Below are 16,902 nucleotides of genomic sequence, written 5' to 3'. Positions count from 1 at the left end.
AATGTAGGGAGTGCAGACATGAACGGCAAAAAAAGCGCGATTATGTCTGCTGAAGAAGGTGAAGGGGATCTTCCCCAGTCGGGTCCTATTTTTGCAGGGCCTTTACCGAAATGTTTCGTTTATATTTTTGCCTCTTTTATTTTGCAATGGGCTTATGGCTTGGGGGCAAATATGGTTCAATCCAACATTCTTCAACTTTCTGGTAATTTTCGCGCGACACTTACTGAAACGACATGGTTGGTTGCTGCTTATATGGCGCCCAATGTCAGTGTTGCGATTATGTTGATTAAAATTCGTTATCAATTTGGGTTGCGTTCTTTTGCTGAATTATCGATCCTTGGATTTGTTTTTGTCTGTATTTTGCAATTATTTGTCACAGATTTGCGTTCAGCTCTGATTATTCGTTTTTTTGCTGGTATTGCTGCAGCACCAATGGCTTCATTAGCTTTTTTATATATGTTGGAGGCTTTTGCACCGGAGAAAAAATTCACAATTGGCCTTAGTTTAAATTATATGAATGCAGCTTTAGCGGTTCCTTTATCGCGTTTGATTTCACCTTATTTGCTGGAAAATAATGGGGGTTTTTCTAGTCTTTCAGCAATGGAGATGGGGCTTGTTTTAATTAGTTTGGGATGTATTTTTTCTCTTCCGCTTACACCTGTTGCATGCAACAAGGTGATTAGAAAGTTCGATTGGGTAAGTTATAGTTTGATTGCATTTGGGCTTGGTTTAAATGCAATGGTTATGTCTGTTGGTAAGCTTTATTGGTGGCATGAGGCACCGTGGATTGGGTGGGGGCTTGCTCTTGCACTTTTGTCGTTAGTGATTGCAACCATTTTTGAATTGAATAGAGAGTACCCTTTAATTGATTTACGCTGGCTTTTTAGTAAAGAAATGGTGCAAGTTGTTTTGGTGTTGCTAATCTTTAGGATTCTTTTATCAGAACAATCGACTTTAGCGGCAGATTTTTTTGGTCTTTTTGGTTTGTTAAATGGTGATATGGCGCCGATGTATTTTGCCGTTACCATTGGGACGCTTTTAGGGGGCGGGATTTGTGTTTGTTTTTTGCGCGCTGGCCGTGAAGACTATTTTTATTTTATGTCTTTAAGTTGTTTGGCGCTTGGGTCTTATTTAGATAGTTATGTAAATCACTTAACGCGTCCAGAGGATCTGATGTTGAGTCAAGGTTTGATAGGTTTTGGTTATGCACTTTTTTTACCCCCTGCTTTATTTAATGGTTTTGTGAGAGCAAATGCACGAGGCCCCAGTTATGTTTTAAGCTTTATTGCTATTTTTCTACTAACTCAGGTAACCGGAGGGTTAATGAGTGCAGCTTTTTTTGGGAGTTTGCAATTTATTTTCGCCTATAAGCATTTTGAGTGTTTAAAGCAAGAAATTGTTATTACAGATCCTCTTATTTTTAATGAGATAAATGCCTTATTATCGTCTTCTTATAATGCTTTAAGTCCTAGTAATATTGGGAGTGGGCAGTTCATGTCTGATCTGATTGGGCAGTTAAAGTTGACAGCAAATATTTTGGCTTATGATGATGTTTTTCGGCTTTATTTTTATATTGCAGCGGTTGTATTAATTATTTTTCTTGTCAAAATTATTTATCAATTACGCCCTTTTATTCTTGTGGAGCCGAACTGGAAAGATAAGGCAGTTTTAGTGAAGAAAAGTGAAAAAAGATGATAAGGGCATTGCGTTCGAAAGCGACAATTGTTGCGTTTATATCAGGAATTTTTGGAATTTTATTAATTTTATGGGCTTGGAAACTTCCACCATTTGTAAGCACTATTCAAATAACCGATAATGCTTCAGTTAAGGGGGATGTCACTTTAGTAAGCCCACAGATTTCTGGTGTGGTTACACAAATTTATATTCAAGATTATCAAAGAGTTGAAAAGGGAACTGTTTTATTTGAACTGGATGATACTCTTTTTCGGCAACAACTTTCTCAAGCGCAGGCGATTTTTGATTCAAAGAATGCAAAGCTTGCAAGTGTTTTATTGCAAACTCAGCTTTTGCAAGAAGAGATTGATGCGGCAGAATCAGAATTGGCCCATTTACAAAAGCTATCGAATATTAGTTCTGAAATGAAGAGTTTAAGAACTGATGAGGCTTCGCGTCCACCTTCTTCTCTTTCACAATTATTAGCAACACTTGAAGTAAAACGCCGATTGCAAAAACAATTGGATCTTGAACGGCAAAGTTTACAGTCAGATGTTGCTGGGGCAAAGGTAGGGGTTGAACTGGCAGAGCTTAATTTGGCACATACCAAAATTGTCTCTCCTTGTGCTGGGCAAGTTGGGCTTGTTGGCGCACGGGTTGGGCAATATGTTTTACCTGGAACGCAATTGGTGGCTGTTATTTCTGATGATATTTGGATTGTTGCTAATTATAAAGAAACACAGCTTGCTCATATGCGCGTTGGACAGCCTGTTGTTTTTTTTGTTGATGCCCTAAATAATCAAAAGTTAACAGGTCGTGTAGTACGTTTTGCTCCTGCGACAGGTTCGGAGTTTTCATTATTGAAGACAAACACTGCGATTGGAAATTTTACTAAAATTGCACAACGTATTTCAGTTCGTATTGCTTTAGATCCTGGGCAAATAGGGGCTGAGCGGCTTATTCCTGGTATGTCAGTGGTTACATATGTGGATACTTCGTGACATATTTAAAAAGGCTAAAGGATATTTATTTTGGGTTTGATTTTTGTACTGCTTTTTTATAGCAAAGGGTTGCTAATAGTAGAGGATGTCGTTGGGTTTATAATATTTGCGTTCTGGTATATGGGATGTAAGTTATTTTTAGGATTTGGAGAAGGGGGATGCCCGCTTTTTGGGCGGGCTTTAGAGGAGCTGATTATTTGATTTTACGCGTCAACAGGCAGCTTGCTAGAACAACACCGGTAATAAGTGCGATTGTTGTTTTAGGGTTTTCTTTTGCTTTTTTTTTCAGATCTTCAGTGTGATTGTTAATGCGATAAAGAGCGTGACGGCCTTTTTGTTTCCATGTGTCAAAGAGGTCAAAAATGGTATTTGAAGTGTTGTTATCATGACGCCAACGGCTGATTGTTACCAATTCATCTTTTAATTGTGCTATATGTTTTTTAATTTTAGTATCTCTGCAACAGGGGGGCTGAAATGTGCACATAGATTGACTCCTTCGTATTGTTAGCGTCTTCTAAATTGGAATTTTATTGAAAGACTGATTTGTTAAACGACTTGAAAATTGAAAAGTTGCATGAGAAAAACGCTTAGTTGTTGGTTTATGTTGATCATTGCGCGCGTGTTGGCTTGTTTTAAGTCAATTTTTGACTCATTTGTTTGTTCGAATTATTTTATGATACGGGTAGTATTGTGGTCGTATAATGATGACTTGTGTGATGGTAAAAGATAAAGTGGATTTTTAAAAATTGGGGAGTTGATGAGCGCACCATATTATTTATCTAAGCCTTTAGAGCGTCGCCGATCTGTTGGAGTAAAAGTTGGTGATGTGATTGTTGGTGGTGATAACCCGATTGTTGTCCAGTCTATGACGAATACAGATACTGCCGATATTGATGCGACAGTTATGCAGATTAGTGCTCTTTGGCGTGCAGGTTCGCAATTGGTACGGGTAACTGTTGATCGGGATGAAGCGGCAGCGGCTGTCCCTAAAATACGTGAACGATTGGAGCGGTTAGGCATTTTTGTGCCGTTGGTGGGGGATTTTCATTATATTGGGCACAAACTTTTAGCAGCCCACCCGGCATGTGCTGAGGCTCTTTCAAAATATCGGATTAATCCTGGAAATGTTGGTTTTGGTTCAAAAAAGGATCAGCAGTTTAGTGAAATTATTGAAATGGCTTGCCGTTATCATAAACCCATACGTATTGGAGTAAATTGGGGGTCACTTGATGAGGGGTTACTAACCCGGCTTATGGATGAAAATGCAAAGCAAGAAAAGCCTTTGTCGACTGTTGAAGTGATGAGGGAATCTGTGGTTCAGTCGGCATTACATTCAGCTTTTTTTGCTGAAGAGTTGGGATTGGGGCGTGATCAAATTATTCTTTCGGCTAAAGTGAGTGATGTACAAGATTTAATTGCTGTGTATGGCCTTTTAGCAAAGCGTTGTGATCATGCACTTCATTTGGGTTTAACAGAAGCGGGAATGGGAACAAAGGGGATTGTTGCTTCTTCAGTGGCTTTGGGGATTTTATTACAGCAAGGGATTGGTGATACTATTCGTATTTCACTCACACCTGAGCCAGGAGGTGATAGGACCCAAGAGGTGAAGGTGTGCCAAGAGCTTTTGCAGGTTATGGGATTTCGCCAGTTTATGCCTGTGGTTGCTGCGTGTCCTGGGTGTGGGCGTACGACTTCAACGGTTTTTCAGACATTGGCGCAAAAAATTGAGGCTGATTTATGCAAGAATATGCCAGTTTGGCGTCAAAAATATCCTGGGGTTGAAGGTTTGAAGGTGGCTGTTATGGGATGTATTGTCAATGGGCCGGGGGAATCAAAACATGCTGATATTGGCATTTCTCTGCCTGGAACAGGTGAACAACCAGCAGCACCAGTTTTTATTGAGGGAAAGAAGGTAAAGGTTTTGCGTGGGCCCAATATTGCTGAAGAGTTTGAAGCCATATTGGGTGATTATATCCACACGCGTTTTGGGCAAAACTAGACAAATTGGGTAGAGAGACACAAGTGGTTTGTTTCTGCTTTTTCTTTTGTTGTTTAAATGATTTTGTTGTTTAAGTGGTGTAATGCGCTTTAAAATAAGGGACAATTTTAAGAGAGGGGAGAGGCATTTTTTAATTATTGCGTGTGGCAATAAAGTGTGCTGCTTGTTTGAGTGGTTTTGCTTTATCACCAAAGGGGTGGAGAAGTTCTTCTGCTTGAGTAATGAGTGTATCTCGTTTTTTTTGTGTTTTTTCAATTCCATAGAGACTGACTAAAGTGGCTTTATTGGCTTCTTTATCTTTTCCAGCAGTTTTGCCAAGAGTTTTTGTACTCATGGTGACATCAAGAAGGTCATCTGTTAATTGAAAAGCCAACCCAAGATGTGTCCCAAAGGTGGAAAGTTGATCAATCTGAGTTTTAGAAGCATTGCCAATTATAGCACCTGCTTGGCAAGCAAAGCTTATAAGAGCGGCTGTTTTCATGTGTTGTAGCGTGATGATTGCGTGGTGATCTTGCGGTTTGTTTTCAGCTTCAAGGTCAAGCATTTGTCCACCAAGCATACCACCAAGCCCTGCTGCTTGCGCAAGAGCTGTGATAAGGTCAATTCTTATTTGGGGGCTTAGAGCACAGGCTTTGTGGGCAATAATTTCAAAAGCAAGGGTCAAAAGGGCATTGCCTGCTAGAATGGCTGTGGCTTCATTAAATGCTTTATGAACTGTGGGTTTTCCACGCCGTAGTGTGTCATTATCCATGGCGGGAAGATCATCGTGAATAAGCGAATAACAATGAACGCATTCTAATGCGACGCCAATATCGAGAGATTGTTCAAGGGGGATATCAAAAAGTGCAGCACTTTGGATAACTAAAAAAGGACGCAAACGTTTGCCGCCATTAAGCGTGCCATGACGCATGGCTTTGATTAAGATTTCAGGACGAGCAATTTCATTGTTTTGAGCTTTATAGTTTAAAAGCGTATCAAGTCTTTTTTCAATATTGTGGGTATGTTTTGCAAGAAGGGCCATGAATTCATGCATCGTTTCTTCCTTTGTTTTTGCAAAATGAGTGAGCTCTTTTTAGGATAGGAAGACGAAGAATGAAACGGTTTTTTAATGATCTTTAAGTTTTATCAGGTAAAAATTGAGCTCTATCAGGCAAAAATAATGCAAGATTGGTTTTTAGATGCCTAGTCTTTGAGGATGCTGCAAGTTTAGTATGATCTTTGTTTTTTGTTGTGATCTTTACTTTTTGTCTGGCTGTTTAGATATTCTCATGTAGTGATGCATGATTTGCAGTTTGATGATGTATGATTTGATAAAGTGGGTGGCTATAAGCGGGAAGAAGATTGTGCTATTTTAATGTGTGTTTAGTCTTTTAAGGATTATGGTTGATCTATCTTGTTTGAAGGGAAGTTACTAATTCTTGCCGATTAGTTTAAGAGGCCTTTATGGCGGCTATCTGCCATTAGTTTACAGATTGTTTTTTGGTTTTAGCCTAGCTTGTTTGAAAATGAATTTCTCTTTTTGGTGCTTAACTGATGTTGTTTTCATTAAAAATGTTTAAATAGGCTCGTAAAATCGGATAAAAAATTAAACGAAAGTCTGGTCAAAAGATTTTAATCAGTGTATAGGAAGCTATAACATTGTTGTCAAAAGTGACATTACTGTTGTCAAAAATGACATAAAAGTGACAACAAATGTTATTGTTTAAGTGTTATTTGTTCTTTTTCGAGTCTATTTGGAGTATCTCTTTATGGCTGTACCTAAACGAAAAACTTCTCCATCGAAGCGGGGTATGCGCCGTTCGGCTGATGCCTTGAAAGCACCAACTTATATTGAAGATAAAAATTCTGGTGAATTGCGTCGCCCTCATCATATTGATTTAAAAACAGGCATGTATCGCGGGCGTTCAGTTTTACCCCCTAAAGATTAAGTGCTGAAATTCCACACCCTCGTGATCTAATAGAGTGGATGAAACGGGGGGCCTTTTAATGTTTCTTGTAAGCAAGCCTCATTGTTGAGGCGTAAGGCTTTTTAGGTGGGATGTAAAATTACCGATAAATTAGATTATTATAAAGCAAAATGCTTTTGCAGTAATGCCATGCGGTGTGTATAGAGCTCTTCGTGTGTGTAAAGGCGCTTGAAAAAACTATGTGTGCTCTCTTGTTTGGGAAGTACTTTTTTACGAGTGTTTTTATTTGCTAGCAGGCTTTGAGTTAAGCAAAAAATAAACCCGTGCTCACATAAATAGTGCACGGGTTTTAGTGTACTTTTTATATATATTTTATAGTTTATTATGCAGCATAGACAGCGCTGCTGTCATCTTTTTCTTCATCCATTCCAGCTTTAAATTTGCGTTTGGATTCTTTGGTAAGGTGTGTTTCTATCAAATTGATAGCTTCTGTTTCAGAAAGATTATTAATGATAGCAATTTCACGCGCCATTCGATCAAGTGCAGCAGCATAGAGTTGGCGTTCGGAATAAGATTGCTCAGATTGCAATTCTGAACGAAAAAGATCGCGCACTACTTCAGCAATGAAAACGAGATTGCCTGAATTGATTTTCGTGTCATATTCTTGAGCACGGCGTGACCACATAGCCCGTTTAACACGTGCTTTTCCCTGTAGAGTTTTTAATGCACGCTCAACTAAATCAGATTCAGATAATTTACGCATTCCAATGGAAAGCGCTTTTGCAACTGGCACTTTTACGTCCATTTTATCTTTAGCAAAGTGGATGACAAAAAGCTTTAATTTATGCCCTGCAACCTCCTGCTCTTCAATTGCTATAATTTGCCCCACTCCATGTGTGGGGTAGACGATATATTCAGAGGTTGAAAACCCTTTAACACTAGAGGTTTTCTTTCGCTGGGACGCCATATTAATTTACTCCCTTTGTAACCAACAATGATGTCGGAGAACAAGTTGAAACGCCTGAAAACTGAGTCTTCTGCAACTTATGCATATTATGCTGGTCGATATAGCATAGAAGTTGAGTGTTTCCAGTTACAAATAAAAAAACACTTTGCTTTATAAAAAAGCAAAACAAAATACTTAGCAAAATGGCTTTATTAAGACATTGTTAACATTTAAAATGAAAAAAATCAATCATTTCACTTAAGATTTTTGTTATTACATGAAATAATCTAAGTTTTTTTCAAAAGAGAACAATACATTATGGAGTTATTATTCACCACTTCCTGGATTTTCTGAAAAATACTTTTCTAATTTATTGGGAACACCGTCCATTTCTTTTGCTTGGGGAAGAGGACTTTTTTGGGTGGTTAAATTAGGCCATTTAGTTGCATACTCACGATTGAGCTCTAACCATGTTTCTAGCCCTGGTTCTGTATCAGGCTTAATGGCTTCAGCAGGGCATTCTGGTTCGCATACACCACAGTCGATGCATTCATCAGGGTGAATGACAAGCATATTTTCACCTTCATAAAAACAATCAACAGGGCAAACTTCAACACAATCAGTGTATTTACACTGGATACAATTATCGGTTACAACGTAGGCCAAGATTAAACTCCATTTCCCATTTTAATGACCTTTAAAGGGAATGATATGTACATCCTTATCGCTTTGAAGTTGGTTACGAAGCGCTGCTAATTTTGCAAAAGGTGAATCAGGATCGGGGTGTTTTCGTGTTTGAGATGGTTTGTTCTTTGCGTATTGAGTGGATGTTTTAGTGTATTTATGGGTAGAGGTGGTTTGTGATGCCTCTTTTTTGAAGGGGGCTTTGTTTGGATTGGCTTCTTTTTTGAAAGTTTTTCTGTGTTTGTTTTGCCGTTTTTGCTCAGATTTAGCGCGATTGCTATAAAGGCGATTGTGCTGATAATTGTAACGCCATAATAAAACAATTTTGTCTTCTGCTGCTAGGCAGTTTTGGTGTGCAAAAGCACCAACGGGTTCAGCAGCTGGTAAATCAGGTTCAGCAGCTGATAAATGATCTTTTGAACAAGATGGTTCTTCAATACAAGCAGATGAAGATGAAGCCTTTTTTTCTTCCTGCATTGTTTCTGATGCTAGGATGTCTTGCCATTGATTGCCCACAAATTCTGCTAAAGGATAGTTTTCTTTTGTTATTACATCACTTGCAAAGGATTCTTTGTGCGTGAGCTCTTTTTGAAGTTCAGCGCTACTTTTGGGTTGTGATTGATAACCAAGACCTTTGAGAATTTCTTCCATGTCTGCACTATTGGCACCAAGAATGGACATCATCGTTGGTGTGACAAAAAAACTTTTGCCATCATAGGCACCTTCAGGTTTGGGTTCTATGCCTGGCTTCCAATGGAGTGCAGGGCGAATAAGGTTGGCAAGACGTTCTAAAATATCGATACGTACAGCACGCCGCCCTAAAATTTGATAACCAACAAGATGATAAATTTGAGGATTATATGTTGGATCAATAATCAGTGAAGTTCGCCCAGCAGTTAAAGCGGCTAAAATTTCACTTAAACCAATTTGGTCACGCTCTTCTTTATAAAGGCTCCAAAGAAGTGTAATGGCTTGGGCTGCAGTGGGCTTGAGCACTCCTGTGAGGTAGATATGAAAAGCGCCAAAACGAACTCCTAGTTGTCGTAATACTGCACGTGATTCTTGACCAAGATTTTTGACAGTTTCAGCCACTTTTCGACGCGGTAAAATGCCCAAATTGTCTACAAGTTGTAGAGCAAGAGTCTGCATTGGTCCACTCAAAGTATCAGCATTGCGTAAATCAAAAAGTGGTTTTAAGGCTGTTTCAAAATGAAAAGTTACAAAACGCTCCAATCGTGCGACCACTTTATCGCGGGCTTCGCCAGTTAATTGTGCATCTGCTAAGAGAATAAGCTTGGGCTTTAAAATATTATCAGTTGAGGTTAGTTGTGCCACTGCTTGGCCAATCCAGCGTACAATTCCATCGCAGCTAAGGGTGAAATCTCCATTAGCTGAAGCACAAAAACGTGTAACACGTTGAGCAAAGGCGGTAGCTAAATCTTCATTATTTATTGTATTGTGTGTTTCAACTTCTGTATCTGTGCCACTTTTATGGGCATAAAAACGCAACCCCTCAAATCTGTCATTTTCAGGGTTTTCGACACGAATATCATTCTTGTGAACAGTTTCGCTATCCATCGTTGTTTTCTTTCTCGGCTTTTTTATGGGCAAGAAGATGTGTTTTTGGCACTTTAGTATCTATGCCGTTTCTCTAGCACATTTGTTGCGCTTTCTTCAATCATTCTTGTGGTTTTAATGTTTCTTTGCATCGTTTTTGCTTGAAAATTTCTTCTTTGCTTTATTCAGTTGACCCTTTGCGTGTGTATATTCACAAGTATAGGTTGTGTTAAAAGAGTGCTAGCATAAAGATGGATCTTCCAACATAAAAATAATTTATTGACCCTTCAACAAAAGAATCTGTGTTTTTTGTATCCTTTATGGCCTTGTTTTTGTGGCAATAAAGATGTGAGGGAAGAGTGCTTTGCTTTACTGCTAAGGGCGAGGTTTTCTCTATTTTTTATTGCACGTTACCTCTTAAATTTTCATCGCATAAATTGGGCTCTTACAACAAAAACAATTATAAGTTGCAAACTACACGTTAAAGTAGTATAGACGCAATAAACAATTTTTACGTTCTTTTATATGAGAGAGCAAGTGGGTCGTTATCAAAGCAAATTTGATAATTTTAATCGCAGGGGTTGTAATGCGTAATCTTTCAAATGCAGTTTACAAAAGTAGCAAAAATTATAGCGATGCTGACAAAAGTCTGGGACGCAATATGATGCGTTCTGCAATGCAGGCGCCTTATCTTGAAAAAAAGAAGGAGCATGATTTAGCTTTACGCTGGAAGGACAAGCGTGATGATAAAGCTATGCACCAAATTGCAGCAGCGCATATGCGTTTGGTTATTTCAATTGCTAGTCGTTTTAAGCGCTTTAAAATGCCATTAAGCGACTTGGTTCAAGAAGGATATGTGGGGCTTTTAGAGGCGGCTGCGCGTTTTGAACCGGACCGGGATGTGCGTTTTTCAACCTATGCAACATGGTGGATTCGTGCTTCTATTCAAGATTATATTTTGCGCAATTGGTCGATTGTTCGAGGGGGAACGAGTTCTTCCCAAAAAGCTCTTTTCTTTAATCTTCGTCGTTTGCGGGCTCAATTGGTGCAAGATGATAGCACTATGAGCAAACAAGATATTTTTCGCGTTATTTCTGAAAAGCTTGGTGTTTCAGTGAGCGATGTTGAAACGATGGACTTTCGCTTTTCTGGCACTGATAATTCATTGAGTATGTCTGTTTCTGAGAATGATGATAATTCAGTTACTAAACTTGATACTTTAGTGGATGAAAAGCCGCTTCCTGATTCTTTAATTGAAAAAGTAATTGATGGTCAAAGACGCACACAGTGGCTTTATGATGCTTTACAAATTTTAAATGAACGAGAGCTTGAAATTATTCGTTTTCGCCGCTTAAATGAAGAAAGTGCTACTTTAGAATTTTTAGGTGAGAAATTAGGAATTTCAAAAGAGCGGGTGCGCCAAATTGAAGCGCGCGCTTTGCAAAAGCTGCGTTGTGCTTTGCTTAATGTTAACCCAGCTGATGCTTATGAAGTGTAAGTATTTAAAGTATAACTGTAAGTATTTAAAGCATAAGCGTTTGAAGTGAAGGCATTAGGCGTAAAGTATAAATCATTTGAAGTGCTCAAACCAGTAAAACGCTTAAAAGAGCCTTAAAAGTTGCTTTAAGATTAAAAGTTGCTTTAAGAATTGAGCTGTTTACATCTTATTCAGCAATGATTTTGACGCGTTCTCCCTCATGTAGAATTTGGGTTGGAGAAAGTGCATTCATAATGCGAAACAGCTTTTCTTTATGGGCTGTATCTTGCATTTTTTCAGCAAGGTCTGCAACACTTTCTCCTTTTTTTACGCGTATAACACGAAGCCTTAAAGGTTTGAGTTTATTTAACGCCCGCGATGAAAGTAAATGAAAACTTTCGATGGTGCTTTTGGTAATATGGTTAAAGTTTTGAGGGTGATGAGGGGCGGCGGTGAGAAAACGCAAGACCTGGTCTTTAATGGGAATGACAACAACATCAAATTGCCAATGTTCATTGGATGCATGGGCGTAAGCTGCAGCTAAACCTTGGATGGTGGTGGACTTAACAGAGGCTTGATCAAGCCCTGCGACCCATCCACTTTTTAGATAATCACTAGCAGACATATTTTCAGGCAGAGGTACTGCATCAAAACGGATGGCGGTTTTGTCTGGGCCACTGGCAACAACAGCATATCCTGACGTGTTTATGGTAAAATTATTGGGGACAGAAAAAGCTATATGTAATTGTGGATGAATAAATTGGTTTCCTCGGATATATCCTTCGTGAAGGCTTCCACCAAAAATCATACCATCAATATATTTTAAAAAACTGTCACGATCGGTTTCTCCAATGTTAGGTGCACTGATTTCGTGCGCTTTTTTTATAGCAAGTTGGATTCTTTGTGGAGTGGTTGGATGAGTTGCCAAAAAATCAAGTGAAACATTTGTGGACGATGAGCTATTGCGAAAGACACTATAAGCTTCCATTGATTTTAGAAAGCGTGGAAATGCAAATGGATCATAGCCAGCTTGGTTAAGCATTTCGATCCCTATTGAATCGGCTTGGAGTTCTTGGCTACGCGTAAATTGCGCCAGTTGTTTTTTATCTTTCAAAATATTGTGCGATTTGGTGTTAGAATGCTCTAGTATGTTTGTGGCAGCATGATCTGCAAGTTTTAGCTCAATTTCTTTTTGAAGACGCAAGATGCCATGATTGGCTGTAATGTGTGCTATTTCATGGGCTAAGATTGCTGCAACTTCTGAAGTATCATTGGCTAATGCCAGCATGCCACGGGTGACATAAATATAGCTACCTGGAAGGGCAAATGCGTTGATATTTTCTGTGTCTAAAATAGTGACATAATAGGTTTGGTCAGGACTTTGTGAGGAAGCTGTTAGTCTGTTTACGATTTTTGCTAACATCTGTTCAAGTTTTGGATTGTAATATTGACCACCATATGTTTGCAAAATACGTGAATGGTATGTAGCGCCCAGTGTCGTATAGAGATCATTTTTATTATTGGTTTGGTCGACTATTTCACCAGTGTGATCTTCTGTAACAGGAGAACGGGAAGAATGAAGCTTATTGTTCACTTGGAAAGCAGTGTGACATGCAGACAATAAAAACAGGAAGCTTATGATCGCTATTGACCAGATTTTGCTCAAAACGCCTATTTGCTGAAAAAATCTGATGCTTTGGATCAGAAATCTGATGCCTTGGATCATTGCGCACCTTGTTTGTTGAATATTTTTCTTTAAAAATTTCATGTGTATTTTTTTGTTTTATTACAATCGAGGATCCTTTTGGCTTCTTTATGATGGTAGCTTATAGAAATAATAAAAAAGAAGCTTCATGAAAGGCATAATATGTCATGACAACATTTACAATATTGTTAAATGGAGATATTTTTGTCACCAATCGTTTGCTCAACCAAATTCGCAAAAGCCGAGTCATTGCTGCTGATGGGGGGATGCGCCATGCTGCAGCATTAAATGTGGTGCCTGAACTTTGGTTAGGGGATTTTGATTCTTGTGATCAAACTTTACTGCACACATATGGTGATGTTCCCCGTGAAGCTTTTCCTGCTAATAAAGATGCAACAGATGGAGCATTAGCATGTCAGAGAGCTTTAAGAGAGGGAGCTCAACGGCTTATTTTATGCGGTGCTTTTGGAGGTGAGCGCAGTGATCATAGCCTTTCTCATATGACACAAGCAATAGCCATGGAAGAGCAAGGTATTTCAGTTTTGTTGACGAGTGGTCGTGAAGAAGGGTGGCCGATTGTGCCAAAGCCCTTTTCGTGTGATTTACCTGACGGTTGTCTGTTAAGTATTATCGGATTTTCTGATTTACAAGGTTTAACGATGTCAGGTGTTCAATGGCCCATTTTGAAGCAAAATGTGTCTTTTGGGTCTTCTTTAACACTTTCTAACCGTGTGTGTGGAACTTTTTATTGTCATTTATACTATGGCAAAGCTATAATATTAGCATCTATACCTGCTTATTCTTAATGTGTAAGAGTAAAGAAGCAAGAATACAAGAGGTATAAGAACTGATAAAACATATGAATTCATTTTGTATTTAACAAAGAAAGGATTTTGATATGTTAAAACCAATTTTAACAATGGTAATTGTTTTAGTTGTTGGTTTAAGTTCGATGGCTTGTAGGCGCGTTGATCCAGAATTATTAGATGCTCTTTTTAGTGATTTGCCCGTTGATCATGCACCAGGCATGTGTAACAGGAAAGATAATTCTTGGAGATAACTTAAGAAAATTTGCGATAACTGTGTGAGTGCAGCAGCGCAATCAATTGCTGCTGCATGCTAAATATTTGTGCAACTGTTTATTGCTATTTATATTGTTATTTATAATGTGGAGACTATATTACTGAAAGCTATAATATATTACTTATATTATAAGCATCTATACTTAATTCCATAAAGCTCTTCTTAATGCATAAATAAAATAGCGGGGGCAGAAAGATATGTGCTAATGGGGTGTAATTTTGTTTTATTTTTACAAGGAGGGAATTTTGATATACTTAAGATCAGTTTTAACAAATGGTGGTTGTTTCAATCATTAAGTTAGACTTTGTAGTTTATACAACAACTAAGCGATAAATTGCAGATTATAGTGTTCATGGTGCCCTGTTAATATTTTGGTTGAGGGTGCTTTAAGCCGATACAGAAATCTCAGGAGTTTTTTTAAAAGTAGCTCCTGGTGCAATATTCATATTTATTATGATTTATACCATTGTAAACTAGTTGTATTTGTAGAACTTTTTATTGCCATTTATGGTATAGCAAAGTTATATTATGAATATCTATACTTATTCTACGAAGCTCTTTTCAATGTATAAGAATAAAATAGTGAGAGCAAAAAGGGTAAGGGTTGATAGATACATGTAACTTTATTTTGTTTTTAACAAAGAAAGGGTTTTGATATGTTAAAGTCAATTTTAACAATGACGGTTGTTGCAATCGTTGGGTTAAGCTCGGTAGCTTGCACAACAACTGAGCAAACAGTTGCAGGATATGGTGTTGGTGGTGCTGCATTAGGTGCTTTGGCCGGCACAGCAATTAGTGGAAGCAGTTCTGGAGCAGTTCCAGGTGCAGCAATTGGTGCTATTGCAGGTACAGTAACAGGTGCTGCTGCTGCTCAGAAAAAACAGAAAATGCCTCAGCAAGTACCATTGTGCACCTATCGTGATGTGAGAGGTCAGCTTTACCAAGCTCCTTGCCCACAACCTGTACCACAATTGTGCACTTATCGTGATGCGAGAGGTCAGCTTTATCAGGCTCCTTGCCCACAACCCGTACAGCCTTATTAATGGGTGTACCGCTTTTACGACTTGATCGTATTGTTTTAACTTTTGGAACAACCCCTTTGCTCAATCAGGCTTGCTTATCGGTTGGGCAGGGGGAACGTATTGCACTTGTTGGCCGCAATGGGTGTGGAAAATCAACACTCTTAAAAATTGCAGCTGGTCTATTGGAGCCTAGTGAAGGTGAAATTTTTCACCACCCTCGCGCGCATGTGCGTTATGTATCACAAAGCTCTGATTTTTCAGGGGGTGATGATGTTTATACTTGTGTAGAGGCTGGTTTAAACGATGGGCATGATGTTCAATGGGTGCAGACCCTTCTTAGAGATCTTGGTTTTGTAGGGACTGAGAAATTAACAACGCTTTCTGGTGGAGAAAAGCGGCGCGTATCCTTACTGCAGGCGATTGCAGCAAAACCAGATATTCTTTTATTAGATGAACCGACCAACCATCTTGATGTATCAACCATTGAGTGGCTTGAAGGTGTTTTGTGTTCTTTACGTTCAGCAATTGTTGTTATTTCGCATGATCGGCGATTTTTAGAAACAGTGGCGCATTCAACCGTATGGCTTGATCGGGGTGTGACTAAAAGGGTTGAAAAGCGTTTTTCTGCATTTGAAAGTTGGCGTGATAAAGAGCTGGAAAAAGAGGCGCGTGATCATCATAAATTGGAGCGTCAGATTGTTCGTGAAGAGCAATGGGTGCGCTATGGAGTAAGCGCAAGGCGCAAGCGTAATGAACGGCGTTTGAGCGCATTAAAGGAGATGCGAAAACTTCATCGAACCTATAAAGGGCCTGCAGAACGCGCGCTTTTTGCGGTATCTGAGCGCCAAGATTGTGGTCAATTGGTGCTTGAAGCAAAAGGGATTTCTAAGTCTTATGGTGAGTGCGTTATTGTTAAAGATTTTTCATTGCGTTTGCAGCGTGGTGACAAGGTTGGCATTGTAGGTCCCAATGGTGTTGGAAAAACAACGCTTCTTTCTGTTTTAATTGGCCGCGAGTTGGCAGACAGTGGGGTGATTAAGCATGGGGTTAATGTGACGATGGCTCTGCTTGATCAACAGCGGATTTTAGACGGGGAAGAAACTTTAGCCCATTATTTAACAGGTGGCAGGGGTGATAGTGTGCTCATTAATGGGCAGCAGCGCCATGTTGTTTCTTATCTTAAAGATTGTTTGTTTTTGCCTGAGCAAGCTTATACCCCTATTAAAGAATTATCAGGGGGGGAAAGAGCCCGTTTAATGTTAGCGCGGCTTTTATTACAGCCTGCAAATTGTTTGATTTTAGATGAACCAACCAATGATCTTGATATGGAAACATTGGATTTGCTTCAAGAACTTATTTCTGATTTTGCAGGAACAGTGATAGTGGTTAGCCATGATAGAGATTTTTTAGATCGAACTGTGTCTCATGTTTTGGCACCTGAAGGTAATGGGCGCTGGACCCTTTATGCTGGTGGTTATAGTGATATGATGGCACAAAGAAAGCAGGCTGAGCTTTCGCAGCGTCAAGAATTGCAAAAGCCTGTTGCACGTGATCGGAAAAAACAAACAGCTTCTTCTTCAAAAATAACGCCGCGCAGATTGTCTTATAAGCAGGTCTACGCGCTGGAGCACTTGCCTGAACACATAACGCTTTTACAAAATGAGATCAGAAACCTTGAAAAAGAATTGTCTGATTCTGCGCTTTATAGCTGTGATCAGGCTCGTTTTGAGCGTTTATCTGCAGCACTTGAAGAGAAAAAGAACTTGTGCACGCAAAAGGAAGAAGAATGGTTGGATCTTGAGCTTTTGCGTGAAGCTATTGAAAAAGATAATTGCTTAAATTAATCC

15 protein-coding genes are annotated in these 16,902 nt (G+C 39.1%); 9 read left to right on the top strand and 6 right to left on the bottom strand.

Annotation, left to right across the window (positions count from 1 at the left end; all coding sequences use genetic code 11):
• Positions 1-18: 18 nt before the first annotated feature.
• Both BscR1v2_RS07010 and BscR1v2_RS07005 read left to right on the top strand, forming a co-directional pair.
• Positions 19-1,695: an MFS transporter gene (locus BscR1v2_RS07010; RefSeq protein WP_078690208.1), complete on the top strand. Its 1,677-nt coding sequence runs from the start codon at positions 19-21 to the stop codon at positions 1,693-1,695.
• Positions 1,692-2,675, top strand: a complete 984-nt coding sequence (locus BscR1v2_RS07005) for an HlyD family secretion protein (RefSeq protein ID WP_078690207.1) — start codon at positions 1,692-1,694, stop codon at positions 2,673-2,675. Before BscR1v2_RS07010 ends, BscR1v2_RS07005 begins: the two co-directional genes overlap by 4 nt.
• 193 nt (positions 2,676-2,868) lie before the next feature.
• On the opposite strand, the gene BscR1v2_RS07000 is transcribed toward BscR1v2_RS07005, so the two are convergent.
• On the bottom strand, positions 2,869-3,159 hold the full coding sequence (locus BscR1v2_RS07000) for a hypothetical protein (RefSeq protein WP_078690206.1): 291 nt from the start codon (positions 3,157-3,159) through the stop codon (positions 2,869-2,871).
• A gap of 273 nt (positions 3,160-3,432) precedes the next feature.
• On the opposite strand from BscR1v2_RS07000, the gene ispG reads away from it, so the two are divergent.
• Positions 3,433-4,674, top strand: coding sequence for a flavodoxin-dependent (E)-4-hydroxy-3-methylbut-2-enyl-diphosphate synthase (gene ispG, locus BscR1v2_RS06995; protein ID WP_078690205.1), 1,242 nt, complete (start codon positions 3,433-3,435; stop codon positions 4,672-4,674).
• A 130-nt stretch (positions 4,675-4,804) separates the two neighbouring features.
• On the opposite strand, the gene BscR1v2_RS06990 is transcribed toward ispG, so the two are convergent.
• Positions 4,805-5,707, bottom strand: coding sequence for a polyprenyl synthetase family protein (locus BscR1v2_RS06990; RefSeq protein ID WP_078690204.1), 903 nt, complete (start codon positions 5,705-5,707; stop codon positions 4,805-4,807).
• 715 nt (positions 5,708-6,422) lie between these two features.
• On the opposite strand from BscR1v2_RS06990, the gene rpmF reads away from it, so the two are divergent.
• Positions 6,423-6,602: a 50S ribosomal protein L32 gene (gene rpmF, locus BscR1v2_RS06985; RefSeq protein WP_004857790.1), complete on the top strand. Its 180-nt coding sequence runs from the start codon at positions 6,423-6,425 to the stop codon at positions 6,600-6,602.
• A gap of 361 nt (positions 6,603-6,963) precedes the next feature.
• Here the strand turns inward: rpmF and BscR1v2_RS06980 are convergent, their stop codons facing one another.
• The 3 genes from BscR1v2_RS06980 to BscR1v2_RS06970 form a co-directional block, all read right to left on the bottom strand.
• Entirely contained in the window at positions 6,964-7,548 is a 585-nt protein-coding gene (locus BscR1v2_RS06980) for a CarD family transcriptional regulator (protein WP_078690203.1), read from the bottom strand.
• A 306-nt stretch (positions 7,549-7,854) separates the two neighbouring features.
• The gene (gene fdxA / locus BscR1v2_RS06975) at positions 7,855-8,193 is read right to left on the bottom strand and encodes a ferredoxin FdxA (protein WP_010704357.1); all 339 of its coding nucleotides are present in this window, start codon (positions 8,191-8,193) and stop codon (positions 7,855-7,857) included.
• A 21-nt stretch (positions 8,194-8,214) separates the two neighbouring features.
• Positions 8,215-9,789 carry a hypothetical protein gene (locus BscR1v2_RS06970; protein WP_078690202.1) on the bottom strand — a complete coding sequence of 525 codons (1,575 nt, stop codon included), beginning with the start codon at positions 9,787-9,789 and terminating at the stop codon, positions 8,215-8,217.
• Between the two features lie 565 nt (positions 9,790-10,354).
• Here BscR1v2_RS06970 and BscR1v2_RS06965 point away from each other — a divergent pair.
• Positions 10,355-11,266: an RNA polymerase factor sigma-32 gene (locus tag BscR1v2_RS06965; RefSeq protein ID WP_010704355.1), complete on the top strand. Its 912-nt coding sequence runs from the start codon at positions 10,355-10,357 to the stop codon at positions 11,264-11,266.
• Between the two features lie 166 nt (positions 11,267-11,432).
• Here BscR1v2_RS06965 and BscR1v2_RS06960 read toward each other — a convergent pair whose 3' ends face one another.
• Positions 11,433-12,839: a M48 family metalloprotease gene (locus BscR1v2_RS06960; protein ID WP_236829000.1), complete on the bottom strand. Its 1,407-nt coding sequence runs from the start codon at positions 12,837-12,839 to the stop codon at positions 11,433-11,435.
• Positions 12,840-13,117: 278 nt separating this feature from the next.
• On the opposite strand from BscR1v2_RS06960, the gene BscR1v2_RS06955 reads away from it, so the two are divergent.
• From BscR1v2_RS06955 to BscR1v2_RS06945, 4 genes are all read left to right on the top strand, one after another.
• A complete protein-coding gene (locus tag BscR1v2_RS06955) occupies positions 13,118-13,756 on the top strand; it encodes a thiamine diphosphokinase (protein WP_078690201.1) in 639 nt (212 codons plus the stop codon).
• Positions 13,757-13,848: 92 nt separating this feature from the next.
• Positions 13,849-14,010 (top strand): hypothetical protein, encoded by a 162-nt coding sequence (locus BscR1v2_RS08085; protein WP_153302017.1) that lies wholly within the window; start codon positions 13,849-13,851, stop codon positions 14,008-14,010.
• A gap of 679 nt (positions 14,011-14,689) precedes the next feature.
• The gene (locus BscR1v2_RS06950) at positions 14,690-15,076 is read left to right on the top strand and encodes a glycine zipper domain-containing protein (RefSeq protein ID WP_010704352.1); all 387 of its coding nucleotides are present in this window, start codon (positions 14,690-14,692) and stop codon (positions 15,074-15,076) included.
• Complete coding sequence (locus BscR1v2_RS06945; RefSeq protein WP_078690200.1) at positions 15,076-16,899, top strand: ABC-F family ATP-binding cassette domain-containing protein; 1,824 nt, start codon at positions 15,076-15,078, stop codon at positions 16,897-16,899. Before BscR1v2_RS06950 ends, BscR1v2_RS06945 begins: the two co-directional genes overlap by 1 nt.
• Positions 16,900-16,902: the final 3 nt, after the last annotated feature.

Source organism: Bartonella schoenbuchensis R1 (genome assembly GCF_002022685.1).
GTDB lineage: Bacteria > Pseudomonadota > Alphaproteobacteria > Rhizobiales > Rhizobiaceae > Bartonella > Bartonella schoenbuchensis.
Note: the sequence above shows the minus strand (reverse complement) of the source record. Positions and strands in the feature narration are given on the sequence as shown.